Source organism: Limnohabitans sp. Hippo3 (assembly GCF_003063665.1).
Classification (GTDB): domain Bacteria; phylum Pseudomonadota; class Gammaproteobacteria; order Burkholderiales; family Burkholderiaceae_C; genus Limnohabitans_A.
On record NZ_NESF01000007.1, the window covers coordinates 87309 to 106788 of the forward strand.

The window sequence follows — 19480 nt, forward strand, 5'->3', positions numbered from 1 at the left end:
CCGGGATGACAGATAAAAGGATTCCATATGTTCAAGAAAATTTTGATTGCCAACCGCGGTGAAATCGCCTGCCGCGTCATCGCCACCGCCCACAAAATGGGCATCCAGACCGTGGCCGTTTACTCCGAAGCCGACAAGGAGGCCCGCCATGTGCAGCTGGCCGACGAAGCCGTGTTGCTCGGCCCCGCACCTTCGCGCGAGTCGTATCTGGTGGCCGACAAAATCATCGCAGCCGCCAAAGCCACGGGCGCGCAAGCCATCCACCCCGGCTACGGCTTCCTGAGCGAGAACGCCGAGTTTGCCAAGCGCTGCGAAGACGAGGGCATCGCCTTCATCGGTCCGCGCCACTTCTCGATTGCCGCCATGGGCGACAAGATCGAGTCCAAAAAGCTTGCGGGCGCTGCTGGCGTGAACTGCATTCCCGGTGTGAACGATGCGATTGAAAGCGCTGAGAAGGCGGTTGAAATTGCCAAGGGCATTGGCTACCCCGTCATGATCAAGGCGTCGGCAGGCGGCGGCGGCAAAGGCCTGCGCGTGGCCTTCAACGACAAAGAGGCTTTGGAGGGCTTCACCTCTTGCCGCAACGAAGCACGCAACAGCTTTGGCGATGACCGCGTGTTCATCGAAAAATTTGTCGAGGAACCGCGCCACATCGAAATCCAGGTGCTGGGCGACAGCCACGGCAATGTGATTTACCTGAACGAGCGCGAGTGCTCCATCCAGCGCCGCCACCAGAAGGTGATCGAAGAGGCACCTTCGCCCTTCATTTCTGAAATCACCCGCAAAGCCATGGGCGAGCAGGCGGTGCAACTGGCCAAGGCGGTGAAATACCAAAGCGCTGGCACGGTGGAGTTTGTGGTCGGCAAAGACCAGAGCTTTTACTTCCTGGAGATGAACACCCGCCTGCAGGTGGAGCACCCGGTGACCGAAGCGATCACGGGTCTGGACCTGGTCGAGATGATGATCCGTGTGGCCGCTGGCGAGAAGCTGCCGATCGAGCAGAAAGACGTCAAGCGCAACGGCTGGGCCATCGAGTGTCGCATCAACGCAGAAGACCCGTTCCGCAACTTCCTGCCTTCCACGGGCCGTCTGGTGCGTTTCCAGACACCCAAACAAACCATGTTCCAGGCCAACACCGCCGACCTGCTGGGCGTGCGCGTGGACACGGGTGTGCAGGACGGCGGCGAGATCCCGATGTTTTACGACTCGATGATCGCCAAACTGATCGTGCACGGCAAAGACCGCAACGACGCGATCGCCAAAATGCGCGAAGCCTTGAATGGTTTTGTCATTCGTGGCATCAGCTCCAACATCCCGTTCCAGGCTGCTTTGCTGGCGCACCCGCGTTTTGTCTCGGGTGAATTCAACACTGGCTTCATCGCCGAGCAGTACGGCAAGGGCTTCCGCGCCGAAGACGTGCCGCACGACGACCACGACTTCCTGGCTGCACTGGCCGCCTTTGTGCGCCGCAAGTCGCGCGAACGTGCTGCCAACCTCAGCGGTCAGTTGCCCGGCTACGACGTCAAGATTGGCCAGGACTATGCGGTGGTCGAGTTGGGGCAGGGCGGGCAGAACCGCTATGTGGCTGTGCATGTGGACGAATTCCCGGGCAAACCCGGCGTGGCGCAGATCACGGTGGACGGCAAAACCTATGCCATGGAGAGCAACTCGCGCCTGAACGACATCCGCATTGAAGGCACCTGCAACGGCAAACCCTTCACTGCGCAAGTCGAGCGCGGCACCTTGAAGAACCCCTTGGCCCTGCAGGTGCAGCACAACGGCACGCGCATCGAGGCCTTGGTCATGTCGCCCCGCATGGCCGAGCTGCACAAGCTCATGCCTTACAAGGCCCCGCCGGATCTGAGCCGCTATGTGCTCTCGCCGATGCCCGGTTTGCTGGTGGACGTGGCGGTGCAGCCTGGCCAGAAGGTGCAGGCGGGCGAGCGTGTGGCCGTGATCGAAGCCATGAAAATGGAAAACGTGCTGTTTGCCGCGCAAGACGGCGTGGTCAAGAAAGTGGTCGCCGCCAAAGGCGAATCGCTCACCGTGGACCAGATGATCGTGGAGTTTGAATAAATGACACGCCCCTTCAAAGTGCTGGGCGTCCAGCAAATCGCCATCGGCGGGCCTGACAAGGCCCGCTTGCAAAAACTCTGGGTCGACATGTTCGGCCTGGAAGTGACCGGCACCTTCCAAAGCGAACGCGAGAACGTGGACGAAGACATCTGCGCCATCGGCTCTGGCTCGTTCAAGGTCGAGGTCGATTTGATGCAGCCGCTGGACCCCGAGAAAAAGCCTGCCGTACACACCACGCCGCTCAACCACATCGGCTTGTGGATCGACAATCTGCCAGTGGCGGTCGAGTGGCTCGCGTCACAAGGCGTGCGCTTTGCACCCGGCGGCATCCGCAAGGGCGCGGCCGGTTTTGACATCACCTTCTTGCACCCCAAGGCGAACGACGAGTTCCCGATTGGCGGCGAGGGCGTGTTGATCGAGCTGGTGCAGGCCCCCCCCGAAGTGGTCAAGGCCTTTGCGGCTTTGGCGACCCATGCACACTGAACGAAATTGGGTCTTAAGGTCCGGATCTGTCATGCCCGCGCATGCGGGTATCCATGACAAACGAAGGCATGGACCAGCGATCAAGATGGCTAAGACCGGGCGCAGCAGCCCGTCAAGCACCGGTCTGCCGAGCTTTGGCCTTGGCCAACGCCGCCTCGATGATGGCGCGTTTGCGGTCCACTTCGGTTGCGATGTCGCTGCTCTTGGTGTGCGCAGCCAAATCGGCCAGTTTGTGCTCGGCTTTGGCTTGCAATTGCCTTTGGTGCTCGGCTTCTTCGCGCAACAGGCGTTGCTGGCGTGAGGTGTAGCGCTCGCGTGCGGTGTGGGCTTGTTCCGCAGACCAGGCAGCCCAGCCGGTTTGCGTGCCGGTCACGTTCTCCAGCGCAATGCAGTCCACCGGGCACACCGGAATGCACAGCTCGCAGCCCGTGCACCAGGGCTCGATCACGGTGTGCATCAGTTTGTTGGCGCCCAAAATCGCGTCGGTCGGGCAGGCCTTGATGCACAGCGTGCAGCCGATGCACCAGGCTTCATCGATGATGGCCACATGGCGGGGGCCTTCGATGCCATGCTCAGGGTTGAGGGGTTCCACTGGCTGACCCGTCAGCGCAGCCAAGCGCTCGATACCTGCTTGTCCACCCGGCGGGCATTGGTTGATGGGCGCTTGACCATTGGCCATGGCCCGGGCGTAGCTGGCGCAGTCGGGATAGCCGCACCGCGTGCACTGCGTTTGGGGCAGGGCGTCGTTCAGCAATAGAAAAAGCGCCTGGGTCTCAGGCGCTGATCTTGGCAAAGCGGGCATGGGCCTCAGGCTTTTTTCTTGGGCTGGACCCAGGTGGTTTGGATGGAGCCTCTGGGCGGGGTGGCTGCAGCGGCCTTGCTCGTGGCTTTGGCCACAGACTTGAGGGCGGTCTTGGCCACCGTTTGTACGGGTTTGGTCTGGACTGCCTTCTTGGCCACGGCACTGACTGCCTTGGGCTGGGCCGTTACCGAGCCTTTGGCGGCCGTTTTGGTCGAGTGGTTCAGGATGAACTTGACCAGTTGCGGGTAGACGATGTCGCGCCAGCGCCGACCGCTGAAGATGCCGTAATGGCCTGCGCCGGGCACTTCCAGGTGCAGGCGTTCGTTGGCGGGCACACCGCTGCAAAGGTCTTGCGCTGCGCGGGTCTGGCCCGAGCCGGAGATGTCGTCGAGCTCACCTTCCACGGTCAGCAAGGCGGTGGTCTTGATGTCTTGTGGGCGCACGCGCTCGATCTTGCCATCCACGCCCTTCACGTCCCATGTGCCGTTGACCAGTTTGAATTCCTGGAACACGGTCTGGATGGTCTCCAGGTAGTAATCGGCGTCCATGTCGAGCACGGCGTTGTACTCGTCATAGAACTTGCGGTGGGCTTCGGCGCTGGCGTCGTCCCCCTTGATCAGGTCCTTGAAGTAGTCGTAATGGCTGTTGGCATGGCGATCGGGATTCATGGCCACAAAGCCGGTGTATTGCAAGAAGCCGGGGTACACGCGGCGACCCGCGCCCGGGAAGGAGGGGGGCACGCGGTAGATCACGTTGTTTTCGAACCACTCGAAGCTCTTGTTGGTGGCCAGGTTGTTCACCGAAGTGGGCGACTTGCGCGCATCGATGGGGCCGCCCATCATGGTCATGGTCAAGGGCGTCTTTTCGCCGCGGCTGGCCATCAAGGACACGGCGGCAAGCACCGGCACGGTGGGCTGGCAAACGCTCACCACATGGCAGTGGCCGTAGATGGCCTGCAGGTGGCGGATGAATTCCTGCACATAGTTGATGTAATCGTCCAGGTGGAACTCACCGTCGGACAAAGGCACCAAGCGGGCGTTTTTCCAGTCGGTGATGTAGACCTTGTGGTCTTGCAACATGGTTTTGACGGTGTCGCGCAGCAAAGTGGCGTAGTGGCCCGACAAGGGGGCCACGATCAAGACCGCAGGTTGGGCCTTGAGCATCGTCAAAGTGGCGGGGTCGTCCGAGAAACGCTTGAAACGGCGCAACTCGCAAAAAGGCTTGTCAATTTCGACCCGCTCGTGGATGGCCACATCGGTCTTGTTGACCTTGACCGTGCGGATGCCGAACTCGGGTTTTTCGTAGTCCTTGCCCAGGCGGTGCATCAGGGCGTAACCGGCCGAGACGCGCTGAGCCAGGGGAGTTTGCGCCATGGGGTTCAAGGGGTTGCTGTAGAGCTTGGCTGCAGCTTGGGCCAGATCGGCGAAAGGCTCCATGATGGAGCGTTGGGTTTCAAAAATCTGATAAAGCATGTGACGGTTTCCCTGGCGACGAATGGTGCGCTGCAGCAATGCTACAGGAGTCGAACCCGAATTTTTGGAGTGATGACCCTAATCGGCAGTCACATTCCGGACCGCCCAAAAATAAACCGCCCCGTCGGGGGCGGTTGCAAGCAAGCTGTCAGCCTTGATGGGGGTCAAGTCAGACGACTTTGGCAATTGCCGCACATACGTAGTCGATGTTTTTGCTGTTGAGCGCGGCCACGCACATGCGGCCGGTGTCGGTGCCGTACACGCCGAATTCGTTGCGCAGGCGCACCATTTGGTCTTTGGTCAGGCCCGAGTAGCTGAACATGCCAATCTGTTGGGTGATGAAGGACATGTCCTGTTTCACGCCAGCGGCTTTCAGGCCGTCGACCAGCTTCTGGCGCATGGCCTTGATGCGCACACGCATTTCGGCCAACTCGGCCTCCCACTGGGCACGCAGCTCGGGGTTGCCCAGCACGGCCGCAACCACGGCACCACCGTGGATGGGCGGGTTGGAGTAGTTGGTGCGGATGGCGATCTTGAGTTGGCTCAGCACGCGGCTGGCTTCTTCCTTGTCAGACGCCACCACCGAAAGAGCACCCACGCGCTCACCGTACAGGCTGAAGCTCTTGGAAAAAGACGTGGACACGAAGATGTTCAGGCCCGCCGCCACAAACTTGCCGATCACCGCGCCGTCTTCGGCAATGCCGTGGCCAAAGCCCTGGTAAGCCATGTCGAGGAACGCGGTCAGGCCCTTGGCTTTAACGACGGCAATGACCTGGTCCCACTGGGCGTCGGTGATGTCATAACCCGTGGGGTTGTGGCAGCAGGCGTGCAGCACGACGATGGTGCCGGCCTCGGCAGCGTTCAGGCTGGCCAGCATGCCCTCGAAGTTGACGCCGCGCTTGGCCGCGTCGTAGTAGGCGTAGCTGCCGACTTCAAAACCGGCGTTCACGAAGATGGCGCGGTGGTTTTCCCAGCTGGGGTCGGAAATCAGCACTTTGGCATTGGGGCTGACCTTTTTCAGGAAGTCGGCGCCAATCTTCAGGCCGCCCGTGCCGCCAATGGCTTGCACGGTGGATACGCGGCCGGATTGGACCACGTCCGAATCGGCGCCAAACACCAGCGCCTTGACCGCGTTGTCATAAGCCACGATGCCGTCGATCGGCAGGTAGCCGCGTGGCGCGGGCTTGTCCATCATGGCTTTTTCGGCGGCCTGCACGCATTGGAGCAGAGGCAGTTTGCCAGCGTCGTCGAAGTACACGCCCACACCCAGGTTCACCTTGTTGGGGTTGGTGTCGGCGTTGTATTGCTCGTTCAGACCCAGGATCGGGTCGCGGGGGGCCATTTCGACGGCGGAAAACAGAGACATGGAAAGTCCTTGGATTGTGTTCAGTGGTGGCAGGAAACCCGTTCCTCGGTTAGGCTTTCGGGTTATTCCTGATTTTAACGGCCCCCGCCGCCTGGTTTAGCCAGGCCGCGCTTACAAAGATGTCCACCGTGCCCGAAGTTCCTGTTGTTGAAGTTGTGTCTGATGCGGACAAGTACGCAGCGGGGAAGTTTGTCAGTTACCCCGGCTCCCCGTTTGAGTTGTACCAGCCGTACCCGCCCGCAGGCGACCAGCCTGTGGCCATTGAGCAGCTGGTCGAGGGCGTGCACGACGGCGAGGTGTTCCAGACCCTGCTGGGCGTGACCGGCTCGGGCAAGACCTTCACCATGGCCAATGTGATCGCACGGCTGGGGCGTCCCGCCATCGTGTTTGCGCCCAACAAAACGCTGGCCGCGCAGCTGTACAGCGAGTTCCGCGAGTTTTTCCCTAAAAACGCGGTCGAGTACTTCGTCAGCTACTACGACTATTACCAGCCCGAGGCCTATGTGCCCCAGCGCGATTTGTTCATCGAAAAGGACAGCGCGATCAATGAGCACATCGAGCAGATGCGCCTGAGTTGCACCAAAAGCATCATGGAGCGGCGCGACGTGGTGATCGTGGCCACGGTGTCGGCCATCTACGGCATTGGTGAGCCCGAGAGCTACCACCGCATGATCATGACGCTGCGCACGGGCGACAAGTTGGGCCAGCGTGACGTGATCGCCCAGCTGATCCGCATGCAGTACCAGCGCAACGACATGGAGTTCAGCCGTGGCAAGTTTCGGGTGCGCGGCGACACGATCGACGTGTTCCCGGCCGAGCATTCCGAGCTGGCGATTCGCATCGAGCTGTTTGACGACGAGATCGAGAGCCTGCAGCTGTTTGATCCGTTGACAGGCCGCATCCGCCAGAAGATCCCGCGTTTCACGGTTTACCCGTCTAGCCACTACGTGACGCCCCGTGACAAGGTGCTGGCGGCGGTCGAGACCATCAAGCTGGAGCTGGCCCAGCGCCTCAAAGAATTGGTGGGCATGGGCAAGCTGGTTGAAGCGCAACGTCTGGAGCAGCGCACCCGGTTTGATCTGGAAATGCTGTCCGAGGTGGGCCACTGCAAAGGCATTGAAAACTACACCCGGCATTTGTCGGGTGCGGCTCCGGGCGACCCGCCCAGCACGCTGACCGATTACATGCCGCCCGACGCCATCATGTTTCTGGACGAGAGCCACCAGATGATCGGCCAGCTCAACGCCATGTACAACGGCGACAAGGCGCGCAAGACCACGCTGGTGGAGTATGGTTTTCGCCTGCCCAGCGCGCTGGACAACCGGCCGCTCAAGTTTGAAGAGTTTGAAAAGCGCATGCGCCAGTGCATCTTTGTTTCGGCCACACCGGCCGATTACGAAAAAACGCATTCGGGCAAGGTGGTCGAACAAGTTGTGCGCCCCACCGGGCTGGTGGACCCACAGGTCGAGGTGCGTCCCGCCACCCACCAGGTGGACGATGTGCTGCAGGAGATCCGCATCCGGGTGGACAAGAACGAGCGGGTGCTGATCACCACACTCACCAAGCGCATGGCTGAGCAGCTGACCGATTACCTGAGCGACAACGGTGTGAAGGTGCGCTACCTGCACAGCGATGTGGACACGGTGGAGCGCGTCGAAATTTTGCGCGATCTGCGCCTGGGTGCTTTCGATGTGCTGGTGGGCATCAACCTGCTGCGCGAGGGCCTGGACATTCCCGAGGTGTCGCTGGTGGCGATTCTGGATGCCGATAAAGAAGGCTTCTTGCGCGCCGAACGCAGCCTGATCCAGACCATTGGCCGGGCTGCGCGTAACCTGAACGGCCGGGCGATTTTGTACGCCGACCGCATCACCGAGTCCATGAAAAAAGCCATGGGTGAGACTGAGCGTCGGCGCATCAAGCAATTGGCGCACAACGAGGCCATGGGCATCACGCCCCAGAGCATCGTCAAAAAAGTCAAGGACCTGATCGACGGTGTCTACAGCGAAAAATCGGGCAAGGAAGCCGAGCGCCTGGAACAGGCCGCGCTGCAGCGGGCCAAGGTCGAGGACATGAGCGAGAAAGACATCGCCAAAGCCATCAAGCAGCTCGAAAAGCAAATGATGGAGCACGCCCGCAACCTGGAGTTCGAAAAAGCGGCGCAGGTGCGCGACCAGTTGACCATCCTGAAAGAGCAGGCCTTCGGGGCGACAGGCGGCGACAACGTCGTGCCTTTGATTCGGGCTTGAGCGCTAAGTGAATGACCCTATAACCCGAGTGATTTGATCGGGATTGCGTTATACTTGACTCGTTTAGTCGGGAACCCGCTCCGGCGGGCTTCAGACCAAGCCCCTACCCACTTCAGGAGTCTGCCATGCGTCTCACTACCAAAGGCCGTTTTGCTGTCACCGCCATGATCGATCTGGCCCTGCGCCAGGATGCCGGCCCCGTGACTTTGGCCGCCATCAGCCAGCGCCAACAGATTTCCCTGTCTTATCTGGAGCAGTTGTTTGGCAAGCTGCGCCGCCACAACCTGGTCGAGTCCACCCGTGGTCCCGGCGGCGGTTACACCCTGGGCCGCAAATCCACGGACATCACCGTGGCCGACATCATTTTGTCGGTGGACGAGCCCATCGACGCCACCCATTGCGGCGGGAAGGAAAACTGCAACGGTGGCGATGGCCGCTGCATGACGCACGACCTGTGGGCCTCGCTCAATTCCAAAATGGTCGAGTTTCTGGACTCGGTGTCCCTGCAAAAGCTGGTGGACGACCAGCTGGCCAAGGGCCTGGTGGTAGAGCTCAAGCCCACCCTCAAGCGCGCCATCTCCCCCATGCCGGTCAGCAAGCCGATCCGCCTGACCGGACCCAATTCCGTGTTCGACCTGGGCAATGTGTTTGCCAAATCCTGATTGAAAAGAAGTACCACCCATGACCACGCCCCACTTCCCTATTTATCTCGACTACGGCGCGACCAACCCTTGTGATCCCCGCGTGGTGGACGCCATCATCCCCTGGCTGCGCGAACACTTTGGCAACCCTGCCTCCCGCAGCCACGCCTGGGGCTGGGAAGCCGAAGCCGCCGTTGAAAAAGCCCGCGAGCAAGTGGCCGACCTGATCGGTGCCGACCCCCGTGAAATCGTCTGGACCAGCGGCGCGACCGAGTCCAACAACCTGGCCATCAAGGGTGCAGCCCATTTCTACAAATCGCGCGGCAAACACCTGATCACCGTCAAGACCGAGCACAAGGCTGTGCTGGACACCATGCGCGAGCTCGAGCGTCAGGGTTTTGAAGTCACTTACATGGATGTGCAGGCCGATGGCTTGCTGAACATGGATGCGCTCAAGGCCGCCATTCGCCCCGACACCATCCTGATCAGCGTGATGTTCGTGAACAACGAAATCGGCGTGATCCAGGACGTGGCCGCGATTGGTAACCTGTGCCGCGAAAAAGGCATCGTGTTCCACGTCGATGCGGCGCAAGCCACGGGCAAGGTCGAGATTGACATGACCCAGCTGCCCATCGATTTGATGAGCCTGGCTTCGCACAAAACCTATGGTCCCAAAGGCATTGGCGCTTTGTATGTGCGCCGCAAGCCCCGCATTCGCCTGGAAGCGCAAATGCACGGTGGCGGTCACGAGCGCGGCATGCGTTCCGGCACCTTGCCCACCCACCAGTGCGTGGGCATGGGCGAGGCGTTCCGTATTGCCAAGCTGGAAATGGCGCAAGACAACGCCAAGGCCCGTGCCTTGCACGACCGCCTGATCAACGGCCTGAGCGACATGGAGCAGGTGTTTTTGAACGGACACCCCACCCAGCGCGTGCCGCACAACATCAACATGAGCTTCAACTTCGTCGAAGGCGAATCGCTGATCATGGGCATCAAAGGCTTGGCCGTGTCGTCCGGTTCGGCCTGCACCTCGGCCAGCCTGGAGCCCAGCTATGTGCTACGTGCCTTGGGCCGCAGTGACGAGTTGGCCCACAGCAGCTTGCGCATGACGATTGGCCGCTGGACCACCGAAGAAGACATCGACTACGCGATCAAAACCATCCGTGAGAACGTGGCCAAGCTGCGCGAACTCAGCCCCTTGTGGGAAATGCACAAAGACGGCATCGACTTGAGCACCATCCAGTGGGCTGCCCACTGATAAAGGAGAAACACCATGGCATATTCTGAAAAAGTGGTTGACCACTACGAAAACCCCCGCAACGTCGGCTCGTTCGACAAGGGCGATGACAGCGTGGGCACCGGCATGGTCGGTGCACCGGCTTGCGGCGACGTGATGAAGTTGCAAATCAAGGTCAACCCGCAAACCGGGGTGATCGAAGACGCACGCTTCAAGACCTACGGTTGCGGCTCGGCCATCGCCTCCAGCTCACTCGTCACCGAGTGGGTCAAGGGCAAGACCCTCGACGAAGCAGCGGCCTTGAAGAACAGCCAGATTGCCGAAGAGCTGGCGCTGCCGCCCGTGAAAATCCACTGCTCCATCCTGGCCGAAGACGCCATCAAGGCCGCCGTTGACGACTACAAAAAGAAACACCTGAACTGACATGGCCATCACACTGTCTGCTGCCGCCGCACGGCACGTGAACCGCTACCTGGCCAAACGTGGCTCGGGTGTCGGTGTGCGCCTGGGCGTCAAGACCACCGGCTGCTCGGGTTTGGCTTACAAGCTCGAGTACGTGGACGAAATCGCCCCGGAAGACGTGGTCTTTGAAGGCCACGGCGTCAAGGTGTTGGTGGACCCCAAAAGCCTGGCCTACATCGATGGCACCGAGCTCGACTTCGTGCGCGAAGGCTTGAACGAGGGCTTCCGCTTCAACAACCCCAACGAGCGTGACCGCTGCGGTTGCGGTGAATCGTTCCGCGTGTGAGTCCTGAGCGTGTGATTTCGCTGCAAGCCAACGACTTCGAACTGTTTGATGTGCCGGCGCAGTTCGTGCAGGACCGCGCACAACTCGACGCCCGCTGGAAAGCCCTGCAGCGTGAAGCTCACCCTGACCGCTTCGCCGCCGAGGGCGCTGCCGCCCAGCGTGTGGCCATGCAGTGGTCGGTGCGCATCAACGAGGCGTATCAGCGCCTGAAAGACCCGCTCAAACGCGCCGCCTATTTGTGCGAACTTCGCGGTGCACCCGTGCAGGCAGAGAACAACACGGCCATGCCCGCAGCCTTTCTCATGCAGCAGATGGAATGGCGCGAAACGCTGGACGACACTGAATCGGCAGAGGGCTTGGAGAATTTGGCCGATGAAGTGGCCGCCGAGCAGCAGCGCGTGCTGCAAGAGCTGGCCCGTTGGCTGGATGTCGACAAAGACCCTGCGCAGGCCGTGGGGCAGGTGAGGGCGCTGATGTTCATCGAGCGCTTCACGCAAGAAGTGAACGCTAAACTCGACCAGTTGACCTGAACTTGACCTGAACTTTCCCGATTGAACATGGCCTTACTGCAGATTTCCGAACCGGGCCAGTCGCCCGACCCGCACCAGCGTCGCATTGCGGTGGGCATTGACCTGGGCACCACCCATTCGCTGGTGGCTTCGGTGCGCAATGGCGTGGCCGAGTGTTTGCCCGACGGCGATGGCCGCGTGATCCTGCCTTCGGTCGTGCGCTTCATGCCGGGGCAGGGCCGCCAGATCGGCTTTGACGCGGTGCAGTCGGCGGCCACCGACCCGGTCAACACCATCGCTTCGGTCAAGCGCTTTATGGGCCGTGGCCTGAACGACATCGCCGACCGCAGCAAATTGCCTTACGAATTTACTGCCAGCGACAAAGGGATGCTCAGCATTCAGACCGTGCAAGGCCCGAAATCGCCTGTGGAGGTGAGCGCAGAAATTCTGGCCACGCTGCGATACCGCGCCGAAGACACTTTCAACGACGACCTGTACGGTGCGGTCATCACTGTGCCGGCTTACTTTGACGACGCCCAGCGCCAGGCCACCAAAGATGCGGCCCAGTTGGCGGGCCTGAATGTGCTGCGCCTGATCAACGAACCCACTGCTGCGGCCATTGCCTATGGCCTAGACAACGCGAGCGAAGGCGTTTATGCCGTGTTCGATCTGGGCGGCGGCACGTTTGACATCTCCATCTTGCGCCTCACGCAAGGTGTGTTCGAAGTGTTGTCGACTGGCGGCGACTCGGCCCTGGGCGGTGACGATTACGACCAAGCCCTGGCCGACTTCGCCTTGGCCCAGCAGCCTGGCTTACAAGCCGCCACAGCCGAAGACAAAACCCAACTCAAGGCAGCGGCTCTTGCAGCCAAAGAAGGTTTGACCACCGCTGACACGGCCAGCTTGAATGTGGCGCTGTCCACCGGCGCTTTGTTGGTACAAATCAGCCGCGCCGATTTTGAGCAGGCCACCCAATCCCTGACGGCCCGCTGCATCACCGCCGTGCGCAAGGCGCTGCGCGATGCAAAACTGGCCAAAGAAGACGTGCAAGGCGTGGTCATGGTGGGCGGCTCCACCCGCATGCCGCAAATTCAGCAAGCCGTGGCCGACTTTTTTGGCCAGGCTCCGCTAAACAACCTCAACCCCGACGAAGTCGTTGCTTTGGGCGCGGCCATTCAGGCCAACCAACTGGCGGGCAACAACGCCGCAGGCGAATTGCTCTTGCTCGACGTGATTCCGCTGTCCTTGGGCATCGAGACCATGGGCGGCTTGGTCGAGCGCATCATCCCGCGCAACCAGACCATTCCCACCGCCATGGCGCAAGACTTCACCACCTACCAGGACGGCCAAACCGCGCTGGCGCTGCATGTGGTGCAGGGCGAGCGCGATCTGGTGCAAGACTGCCGCAGCCTGGCCCGCTTTGAGCTGCGTGGCATCCCGCCCATGGCTGCAGGTGCTGCCCGCATCCGAGTCACCTTCACGGTCGATGCCGACGGCCTGCTCAGTGTGGGTGCCAAAGAACAAATCAGCGGTGTCGAAGCCCGCATCGACGTCAAACCGTCTTACGGCCTGAGCGACGATCAGATTGCCACCATGCTGCAAGAAAGCTTCACCACCGCGCAAGCCGACATGAAAGCGCGTGCCTTGGTGGAGGCGCGGGTCGATGCCGACCGCATGCTGCTGGCCACCCGCAGTGCTTTGGCCGCAGATGGCGATTTGCTCAGCCCTGCAGAGCGGGCCGCCATCGATGCCCTCCTGGCCACTTTGCAAGCGGCCATCCAGACCGAGCAAGACGCCAAAGCGCTGGAAGACTGTACCCAGGCATTGGCCAAAGGCACCGAAGCCTTTGCCGCCGAGCGCATGAACCACAGCATTCAAAAAGCCCTGGCTGGCCAGAACATCCAGTCGATGTGAACCACAATACCGTCATGCCCGTTATCAAAATCCTGCCCCATCCCGAGTACTGTCCACAAGGCGCGCAGATCACCGCCCCTGCGGGCACCAGCATTTGCGAAGCCCTGCTCGACAACCACATCAACATCGAACACGCTTGTGACATGAGCGCAGCCTGCACCACCTGCCATGTGGTGGTGCGTGAGGGCTTCAACACCCTCAACGAGATGGAAGAAACCGAAGAAGACCTGCTCGACCGCGCCTGGGGCCTAGAGCCGAACTCGCGCTTGAGCTGCCAGGCTTTTGTGGCCAAGAGTGATTTGGTGATCGAGATTCCCCGCTACACCATCAACCACGCCAAAGAAAACCACTGAACAGACGGAGCGACAAGACATGCGCCAAATCGTTCTGGACACCGAAACCACTGGCCTGTCGGCCGAAGGCGGCGACCGCATCATCGAACTGGGCTGTGTGGAGCTGTACGCGCGCAAGCTCACCGGCAACAACCTGCATTTCTATTTCAACCCCGAGCGCGACAGCCACGAAGACGCGCTCAAGGTGCACGGCATCAGCAATGAGTTTTTGCGCGACAAGCCCAAGTTTGCCGAACTGGCCGAAGAAATCCTGGATTACCTGGCCGATGCGGAACTCATCATCCACAACGCGGCTTTTGACATCGGCTTTTTGAACAAGGAACTCGAACGTGTGGGCAAAAAGCCTTTGAAGGCCTATGTCAGCGGCGTGATCGACACCTTGGCCATGGCCAAGGAGATGTTCCCGGGCAAGCGCAACAGCCTGGATGCCTTGTGCGACCGGCTTGAAGTGGACAACTCGGGCCGCACGCTGCACGGCGCTTTGCTCGATGCCGAACTGCTGGCCGACGTTTACATCAACATGACCCGTGGGCAAGAGGCTTTGTTGATCGATGCGGGCGATACGCCCAGTGACTCGCAAAGTGTGGTGGTGCAAGTGGACTTGCGCCAATACGCTTTGCCCATCTTGTCGGCCAATGCACAAGAGGTGGCGGCGCACGAAGACGTGCTGTCTCAGCTTGACAAATCCAGCGGTGGCAAAACCGTTTGGCGTCAGATACAAATCGCTTGAGGGGGCTGACAAGGCTCCATTTTTTGCGCGCACGGGCCAATTCGGCGGTATTTTTATGCCATAATTCAGGTCTTCGCTGAGAAGCGTAGGGCGGTTAGCTCAGGGGTAGAGCACTGCATTCACACTGCAGGGGTCACAAGTTCGAAACTTGTACTGCCCACCAAAAATTCCCGATTAAAAAAGCACTTGAGAGAAATCCCAAGTGCTTTTTTGTTTTGTCTGGCCTTTTTCGCTTCGTTTGAATTCGTCTGGACGTCAGTGGCCCAGTTGCAGTAAGCTACAAGGTTTTCCACGTAACTTGTTGTCGTTCATGGACAGTCCGCTTCCCTCAATTCCAGCCAAACGCTATTTCACCATCGGTGAAGTGGGCGAATTGTGCGGTGTCAAGCCACACGTTTTGCGCTATTGGGAGCAGGAGTTCACGCAGTTGCGGCCCGTCAAACGCAGGGGCAATCGCCGTTATTACCAGCACCATGAAGTGTTGATGATCCGGCGCATCCGTGACTTGCTTTATGACCAAGGCTTCACCATCAGCGGTGCACGCAACCGGTTGCAGGAGTTGGTCCAGACAGACCGTCAGCTGCGACGTGATGCCTCCGTCGGCTTTGAAGCTACTGATGCACCCAGCCGCCCGGATGCCTTGCTTCAGCCTTCGGCAGATCAATTGATCTGGACTGGCCCTGAATTTTCCCTTCCAGAGTTCGCTTCCTCACCTCTGCACAAGGAACTGCTAGAAATTAGGGCCCTGCTCACCATTGGGGCATGATTTATCCGGTTATAATCACAGTCTTCTCGGCGTGTAGCGCAGCCTGGTAGCGCACTTGCATGGGGTGCAAGGGGTCGCGAGTTCGAATCCCGCCACGCCGACCACATGAATCAAGGACTTAGCTTCGAAAGGGGCTAAGTCCTTTCTTCTTGGTGGCATTAAAAACTTCAATGGCACACAGCGGTAGTCACATTGTTGTTTCAGGGTTTGATCGTGTCGAAGCTCTTTTAGCTGTCCTTGCTGGCAATCGCGTCTTGCAATAGCCATTTCTGTTGTTCTGCGCGCTTCGCAAAACCTTGCAAACATAAAAATGATGCGAAATATCCCCAAAAGGGGATAGGCGTACCGAGTCCTGATACCTAATATTGACAAGTCTGATAATTTTGTGATTTAAAATGAGCCCTTCCACTAGCGGTCATGTTTACGTTGTCGATGACAACTCTGACATCCGTTTCTATTTGACTGATTTGCTGCGGCAGATGGGCTACAGCATTGAGGGCTATGACAGCGCGCAGGCGTTCTTGCAGCAGTCGTTTGACATGTTCCCTGCGGTGTTGGTGCTGGATGTGCGCATGCCCCAAATGTCCGGCATTGAGTTACAGGAAAAGATGAAAACGCTGGGGCGTCACACGCCCATCATCTTCATCAGCGGCGAAAGCCATTCCGAAGAAATCATCCGGGCCATGAAGGGCCAGCCGATCGAATTTTTGTGGAAGCCTTTTCAGATCCAGGACCTGATCGACGCCATTGAACGGGGCCTCGCGATCGACACCCTGAACCGACAAGCCTTCATTCAAAAAAATGAGATACGCCGTAAATGGCAGACCCTGAGTTCGCGTGAACGTGCGGTGTTCACTTTGATGCTGGAGGGTTACACCAACAAGGGCATCTCCGAGCGTTTGGATATCTTGCCCGATACGGCCAAAAAACACCGTGCCAATGTTTTGCAGAAGATGGAAACACCGCAGCTGTCCGACTTGCTGGCCTTGTGTAAAGGCCTCGATCCGAAAGTGTTGGAGCCATGAACGAAACCTGGGAACCCTGGTCTGAAGAGGAGGCCGCTGAGTTGCAAAAGCTCAGGCTGCAAGCGCATTTGGACAGTGCCCGCTTCGCCATTGAAAACGCGATTTCGCACGCCCAGTTGCTGCAGCTCGAAAACGGGGGCGATACCTCGTTTTATTCTTCAGCCATCAAGGCGCATGTGGGGCGCAAACTGATCAAGAAATTGCAGGCACGGTCCGAGGCGTCGGACATGCACAACCGGTTCTGAGCAGACCGTTGGCGCCTTGGCAGGCTTGACGAAGACCGCGCAAGTGTTCGACCCAAAGAAAAAGCCCCTGCACGTGAGTGCAGAGGCTTGACTTTTTGGCTCCTCAACCTGGGCTCGAACCAGGGACCTACGGATTAACAGTCCGCAATTAATACCGTTTGCCCCCGTTGATGTAAGTTGATACAATCAATACAAATCAACAACTTAGGACGCTATTTCAGTCCGAGGGTGTTGATGGAAATTCGGTTGTTTTTCGGAAATTTGCTTACATCCACCGTTACATAGGCCCGGTTGTAAGCAGAAGGGGCTAGCATGGCAAAGGTGGCATTCACGGCGGGCAGGCTGGCAGGGTTCAAGTGCCCCGCTGACAAGCCGCAAGCGTTTCTGTGGGATTCGACCGCCCCGGGCTTGGGCCTGAGGACAACCCCGGTCGGTGCGCCTGCATTCGTGTTTCAAGGGCGCTACCAAGAAAAGACTATCCGACTGACCATCGGAAGCCCCAGCGCCTGGAGCATCCCAGAGGCACAAGCCAAAGCCCGAGAGCTGCAACGCCTGATTGACGAGGGCAAGGACCCGCGCGCCGTGAAGGCCGACCAACTGTCAAAGGCCAACGAAGACCGCGAAGCAGCGAAGCGTGAGACGGTGACCGTGGGTGAGGCTTGGACTGCTTACCTGTCCGCCCGCCGTGCCCAATGGGGTGAGCGCCATTACCTCGACCATGAGCGCATGAGTAAACCCGGTGGGGTGGCTGGCAACCGTGGCACCCGGGGGCGAGGCGTGACCATTGACGGCCCGGTTTACCCGCTGCTGGCGCTGCGCCTCATTGACTTGACACCCGAGGCGGTGGAGTCATGGGCCGCCAAGCAAGCGAAAGCCCGCCCGACCTATGGTCGTTTGGCCTGGCGCTGCATCAAGGTGTTCTTGGGCTGGTGCATGGAGCAGGCCGAATACCGTGACTTGGTGCAAGACAATCCAGCGAAGACTCGCAAGACCCGCGAAGCCTTCGGCAAGCCCACGACCAAGCAAGATGCCCTGCAACGGGAGCAACTGCCCGCATGGTTTGATGCCGTGCGGCAAATTGGCAACCCCGTGGTGTCCGCTGCCCTCCAAACCATGCTGCTGACAGGTGCCCGCCCGGGCGAGGTGCTGGCGCTGCGATGGGCTGATGTGAACAATCAGTGGAAGGGCTTGACCATCCGGGACAAGGTGGAAGGGGAGCGCGTGATTCCGCTGACACCCTACGTGGCGCAAATGCTGGCCGCGCTGCCCAAGCGCAACCGCTGGGTGTTTTCCAGCACGACCGCCAAGGATGGGGCGCTGACCATGCCGCGCAACCATCACGTGTCTGCATGCAAGGTGGCTGGGCTGGATGGCCTGACCCTGCACGGGCTGCGCCGTTCGTTCTCCAGCCTGACCGAGTGGCTTGAAATACCGTCCGGCGTGGTGGCGCAAATCATGGGGCACAAGCCCAGCGCGACCGCCGAGAAGCATTACAAGGTGAGACCGCTGGACCTGCTGCGCCTGCACCATGAGCGTATCGAGGCGTGGATTTTGGAGCAGGGCAAGGTGCCATTTGCGGCCGATGCCGAGCCCGGTAAGCTGCGCGTGGTGGCCAATGCCTAAGCAAACCAAACCGAAGGTGCCTATCGTGAACATGACGCCTACAACCAGTGAAGATGAAGCCTTTGCAATCGGGGTCGCCGCATCGACTGACTCTGACGCCGAGCGCCTGGCACTGTTGCACTCGATGCATGGCGGGCGCGTGACGTTGATTCACTGCCGCATGCCTGATGTTCAGATGCCACTACCTCCCGCGACACTGCGCGGCCGCATCAAGTGGTACCTGATGCCATGGACTCGCCCAGCATTGACACCAGAACAGCGCATGGCGCTGAAGCAACTCGACTAAACCAAATACGCCCCAGCTAGGCCCGCGAACCGAAAAGCGGAGTCCCTTCCTCTGCCTGCTGTGGCACCCATTGAAGGACGCACCGAAGGGAGTGCAATGCGCGAACACCTGACACCATGGGACTACGTGCCCGAATTCACCGGGCAACAAGCCGCCCTTGCAATCGTCGGACTACCACCTACCGACACGGACGCACCCAAAGCCGCGCCTGTGCTGGCGCTGATGTACCGCGATTACGCGGACGTCATAGAGTGGTTCACCGAGGGGCCTGTGCGCTGGGAAATGGCGGCCGCTGAAAATGAGCTGGTCAAAAGCCCGCCCGTACATCACAGAATCACAGCCCCCAGCACCCCATTGCCATCCATTGAATTGCAGCGGGCACTCGCAAGCATTGATGCCGCGACTTCGGACATGGAGCGAAGCATCATCCACCGGTCATGGATGGGGTGGCTTTGCACAAACGCATCCGACTTTGACAGGCAGCACTTTTCCCGCGCTGTATTGGCCCGCTGGGTACAACAGGTGGGCGCATCAACTCAATACCAATTCGCCAAACCGCCGCCCCAGGAAAGCGCCAAAGCAGTTGCACCCGAGGCGCAATCCATTGCCTCACTGCCCGCCGTGGTCAGTGACAGCAATTGCGCCCCACAAGACCCAGAGCGCCGCCTAGCCCGTTTGCGCTCACTTGGTGGGCACGCGACATACAAGCGGGGGGAATGGAAATTCACGGGCATAACCGCCCTTGTGAAAGCCGAAAAGAGCGAAGAGCGCAAGCGAAGCGATGAAAAGACCATACGTGACGACTTGAGAGAAGCCGCACAAAACGAGCTTGATGCAAAGCGTGCCGGTGTGTTTGACAGGCTGGGGCAAAGATAGGCAATTCCCGGTTTCTCCCGCAGCAATTCCCGCCCTCACAATGAACGTCGACCAAGCACGCACCCCCGGTTTTTCCCGTTCA

At 59.7% G+C, this 19480-nt stretch carries 20 protein-coding genes and 2 tRNA genes; 19 read left to right on the plus strand and 3 right to left on the minus strand.

Going from position 1 to position 19480, the window contains the following annotated elements:
* Nucleotides 1-27: 27 nt before the first annotated feature.
* Both B9Z34_RS09375 and B9Z34_RS09380 read left to right on the plus strand, forming a co-directional pair.
* Nucleotides 28-2076, plus strand: a complete 2049-nt coding sequence (locus B9Z34_RS09375) for an acetyl/propionyl/methylcrotonyl-CoA carboxylase subunit alpha (protein ID WP_108427858.1) — start codon at nucleotides 28-30, stop codon at nucleotides 2074-2076.
* Nucleotides 2077-2559, plus strand: a complete 483-nt coding sequence (locus tag B9Z34_RS09380) for a VOC family protein (protein WP_108427859.1) — start codon at nucleotides 2077-2079, stop codon at nucleotides 2557-2559.
* Nucleotides 2560-2671: 112 nt separating this feature from the next.
* On the opposite strand, the gene rsxB is transcribed toward B9Z34_RS09380, so the two are convergent.
* The 3 genes from rsxB to B9Z34_RS09395 all read right to left on the minus strand — a co-directional run bounded on the left by rsxB (nucleotide 2672) and on the right by B9Z34_RS09395 (nucleotide 6199).
* A complete protein-coding gene (gene rsxB / locus B9Z34_RS09385) occupies nucleotides 2672-3361 on the minus strand; it encodes an electron transport complex subunit RsxB (protein WP_108427860.1) in 690 nt (229 codons plus the stop codon).
* A gap of 5 nt (nucleotides 3362-3366) precedes the next feature.
* The gene (locus tag B9Z34_RS09390; protein WP_108427904.1) at nucleotides 3367-4833 is read right to left on the minus strand and encodes a polyhydroxyalkanoate depolymerase; all 1467 of its coding nucleotides are present in this window, start codon (nucleotides 4831-4833) and stop codon (nucleotides 3367-3369) included.
* A 169-nt stretch (nucleotides 4834-5002) separates the two neighbouring features.
* A complete protein-coding gene (locus B9Z34_RS09395; RefSeq protein WP_108427861.1) occupies nucleotides 5003-6199 on the minus strand; it encodes an amino acid aminotransferase in 1197 nt (398 codons plus the stop codon).
* 128 nt (nucleotides 6200-6327) lie between these two features.
* Between B9Z34_RS09395 and uvrB the strand changes: the two genes are divergently transcribed.
* From uvrB to B9Z34_RS09480, 17 genes are all read left to right on the plus strand, one after another.
* Entirely contained in the window at nucleotides 6328-8445 is a 2118-nt protein-coding gene (uvrB, locus tag B9Z34_RS09400; RefSeq protein ID WP_108427905.1) for an excinuclease ABC subunit UvrB, read from the plus strand.
* Between the two features lie 125 nt (nucleotides 8446-8570).
* The gene (gene iscR, locus B9Z34_RS09405; RefSeq protein WP_108427862.1) at nucleotides 8571-9107 is read left to right on the plus strand and encodes a Fe-S cluster assembly transcriptional regulator IscR; all 537 of its coding nucleotides are present in this window, start codon (nucleotides 8571-8573) and stop codon (nucleotides 9105-9107) included.
* 19 nt (nucleotides 9108-9126) lie between these two features.
* A complete protein-coding gene (locus B9Z34_RS09410) occupies nucleotides 9127-10344 on the plus strand; it encodes an IscS subfamily cysteine desulfurase (RefSeq protein ID WP_108427863.1) in 1218 nt (405 codons plus the stop codon).
* 15 nt (nucleotides 10345-10359) lie between these two features.
* A complete protein-coding gene (gene iscU, locus B9Z34_RS09415) occupies nucleotides 10360-10746 on the plus strand; it encodes a Fe-S cluster assembly scaffold IscU (RefSeq protein ID WP_019429402.1) in 387 nt (128 codons plus the stop codon).
* Nucleotide 10747: 1 nt separating this feature from the next.
* Nucleotides 10748-11071: an iron-sulfur cluster assembly protein IscA gene (gene iscA, locus B9Z34_RS09420; RefSeq protein ID WP_108427864.1), complete on the plus strand. Its 324-nt coding sequence runs from the start codon at nucleotides 10748-10750 to the stop codon at nucleotides 11069-11071.
* 14 nt (nucleotides 11072-11085) lie between these two features.
* A complete protein-coding gene (hscB, locus tag B9Z34_RS09425; protein ID WP_199220101.1) occupies nucleotides 11086-11601 on the plus strand; it encodes a Fe-S protein assembly co-chaperone HscB in 516 nt (171 codons plus the stop codon).
* Nucleotides 11602-11628: 27 nt separating this feature from the next.
* Nucleotides 11629-13494: a Fe-S protein assembly chaperone HscA gene (gene hscA / locus B9Z34_RS09430; protein WP_108427865.1), complete on the plus strand. Its 1866-nt coding sequence runs from the start codon at nucleotides 11629-11631 to the stop codon at nucleotides 13492-13494.
* A 14-nt stretch (nucleotides 13495-13508) separates the two neighbouring features.
* Nucleotides 13509-13847, plus strand: a complete 339-nt coding sequence (gene fdx / locus B9Z34_RS09435; protein ID WP_108427907.1) for an ISC system 2Fe-2S type ferredoxin — start codon at nucleotides 13509-13511, stop codon at nucleotides 13845-13847.
* A 19-nt stretch (nucleotides 13848-13866) separates the two neighbouring features.
* Entirely contained in the window at nucleotides 13867-14577 is a 711-nt protein-coding gene (gene dnaQ / locus B9Z34_RS09440; protein WP_108427866.1) for a DNA polymerase III subunit epsilon, read from the plus strand.
* An 88-nt stretch (nucleotides 14578-14665) separates the two neighbouring features.
* A tRNA-Val gene (locus B9Z34_RS09445) sits at nucleotides 14666-14740 on the plus strand.
* Between the two features lie 147 nt (nucleotides 14741-14887).
* The gene (locus B9Z34_RS09450) at nucleotides 14888-15343 is read left to right on the plus strand and encodes a MerR family transcriptional regulator (protein ID WP_108427867.1); all 456 of its coding nucleotides are present in this window, start codon (nucleotides 14888-14890) and stop codon (nucleotides 15341-15343) included.
* Between the two features lie 27 nt (nucleotides 15344-15370).
* Nucleotides 15371-15447 (plus strand) — tRNA-Pro (locus B9Z34_RS09455).
* A 291-nt stretch (nucleotides 15448-15738) separates the two neighbouring features.
* A complete protein-coding gene (locus B9Z34_RS09460; protein WP_108427868.1) occupies nucleotides 15739-16368 on the plus strand; it encodes a response regulator transcription factor in 630 nt (209 codons plus the stop codon).
* Nucleotides 16365-16613, plus strand: coding sequence for a hypothetical protein (locus B9Z34_RS09465; RefSeq protein WP_108427869.1), 249 nt, complete (start codon nucleotides 16365-16367; stop codon nucleotides 16611-16613). The genes B9Z34_RS09460 and B9Z34_RS09465 overlap by 4 nt, the downstream gene beginning before the upstream one ends.
* Before the next feature lie 312 nt (nucleotides 16614-16925).
* A complete protein-coding gene (locus B9Z34_RS09470) occupies nucleotides 16926-18236 on the plus strand; it encodes a site-specific integrase (RefSeq protein ID WP_108427870.1) in 1311 nt (436 codons plus the stop codon).
* A 25-nt stretch (nucleotides 18237-18261) separates the two neighbouring features.
* The gene (locus tag B9Z34_RS09475; RefSeq protein ID WP_146179630.1) at nucleotides 18262-18522 is read left to right on the plus strand and encodes a hypothetical protein; all 261 of its coding nucleotides are present in this window, start codon (nucleotides 18262-18264) and stop codon (nucleotides 18520-18522) included.
* A gap of 96 nt (nucleotides 18523-18618) precedes the next feature.
* Nucleotides 18619-19398, plus strand: a complete 780-nt coding sequence (locus B9Z34_RS09480; protein WP_108427872.1) for a hypothetical protein — start codon at nucleotides 18619-18621, stop codon at nucleotides 19396-19398.
* Nucleotides 19399-19480 lie beyond the last annotated feature (82 nt).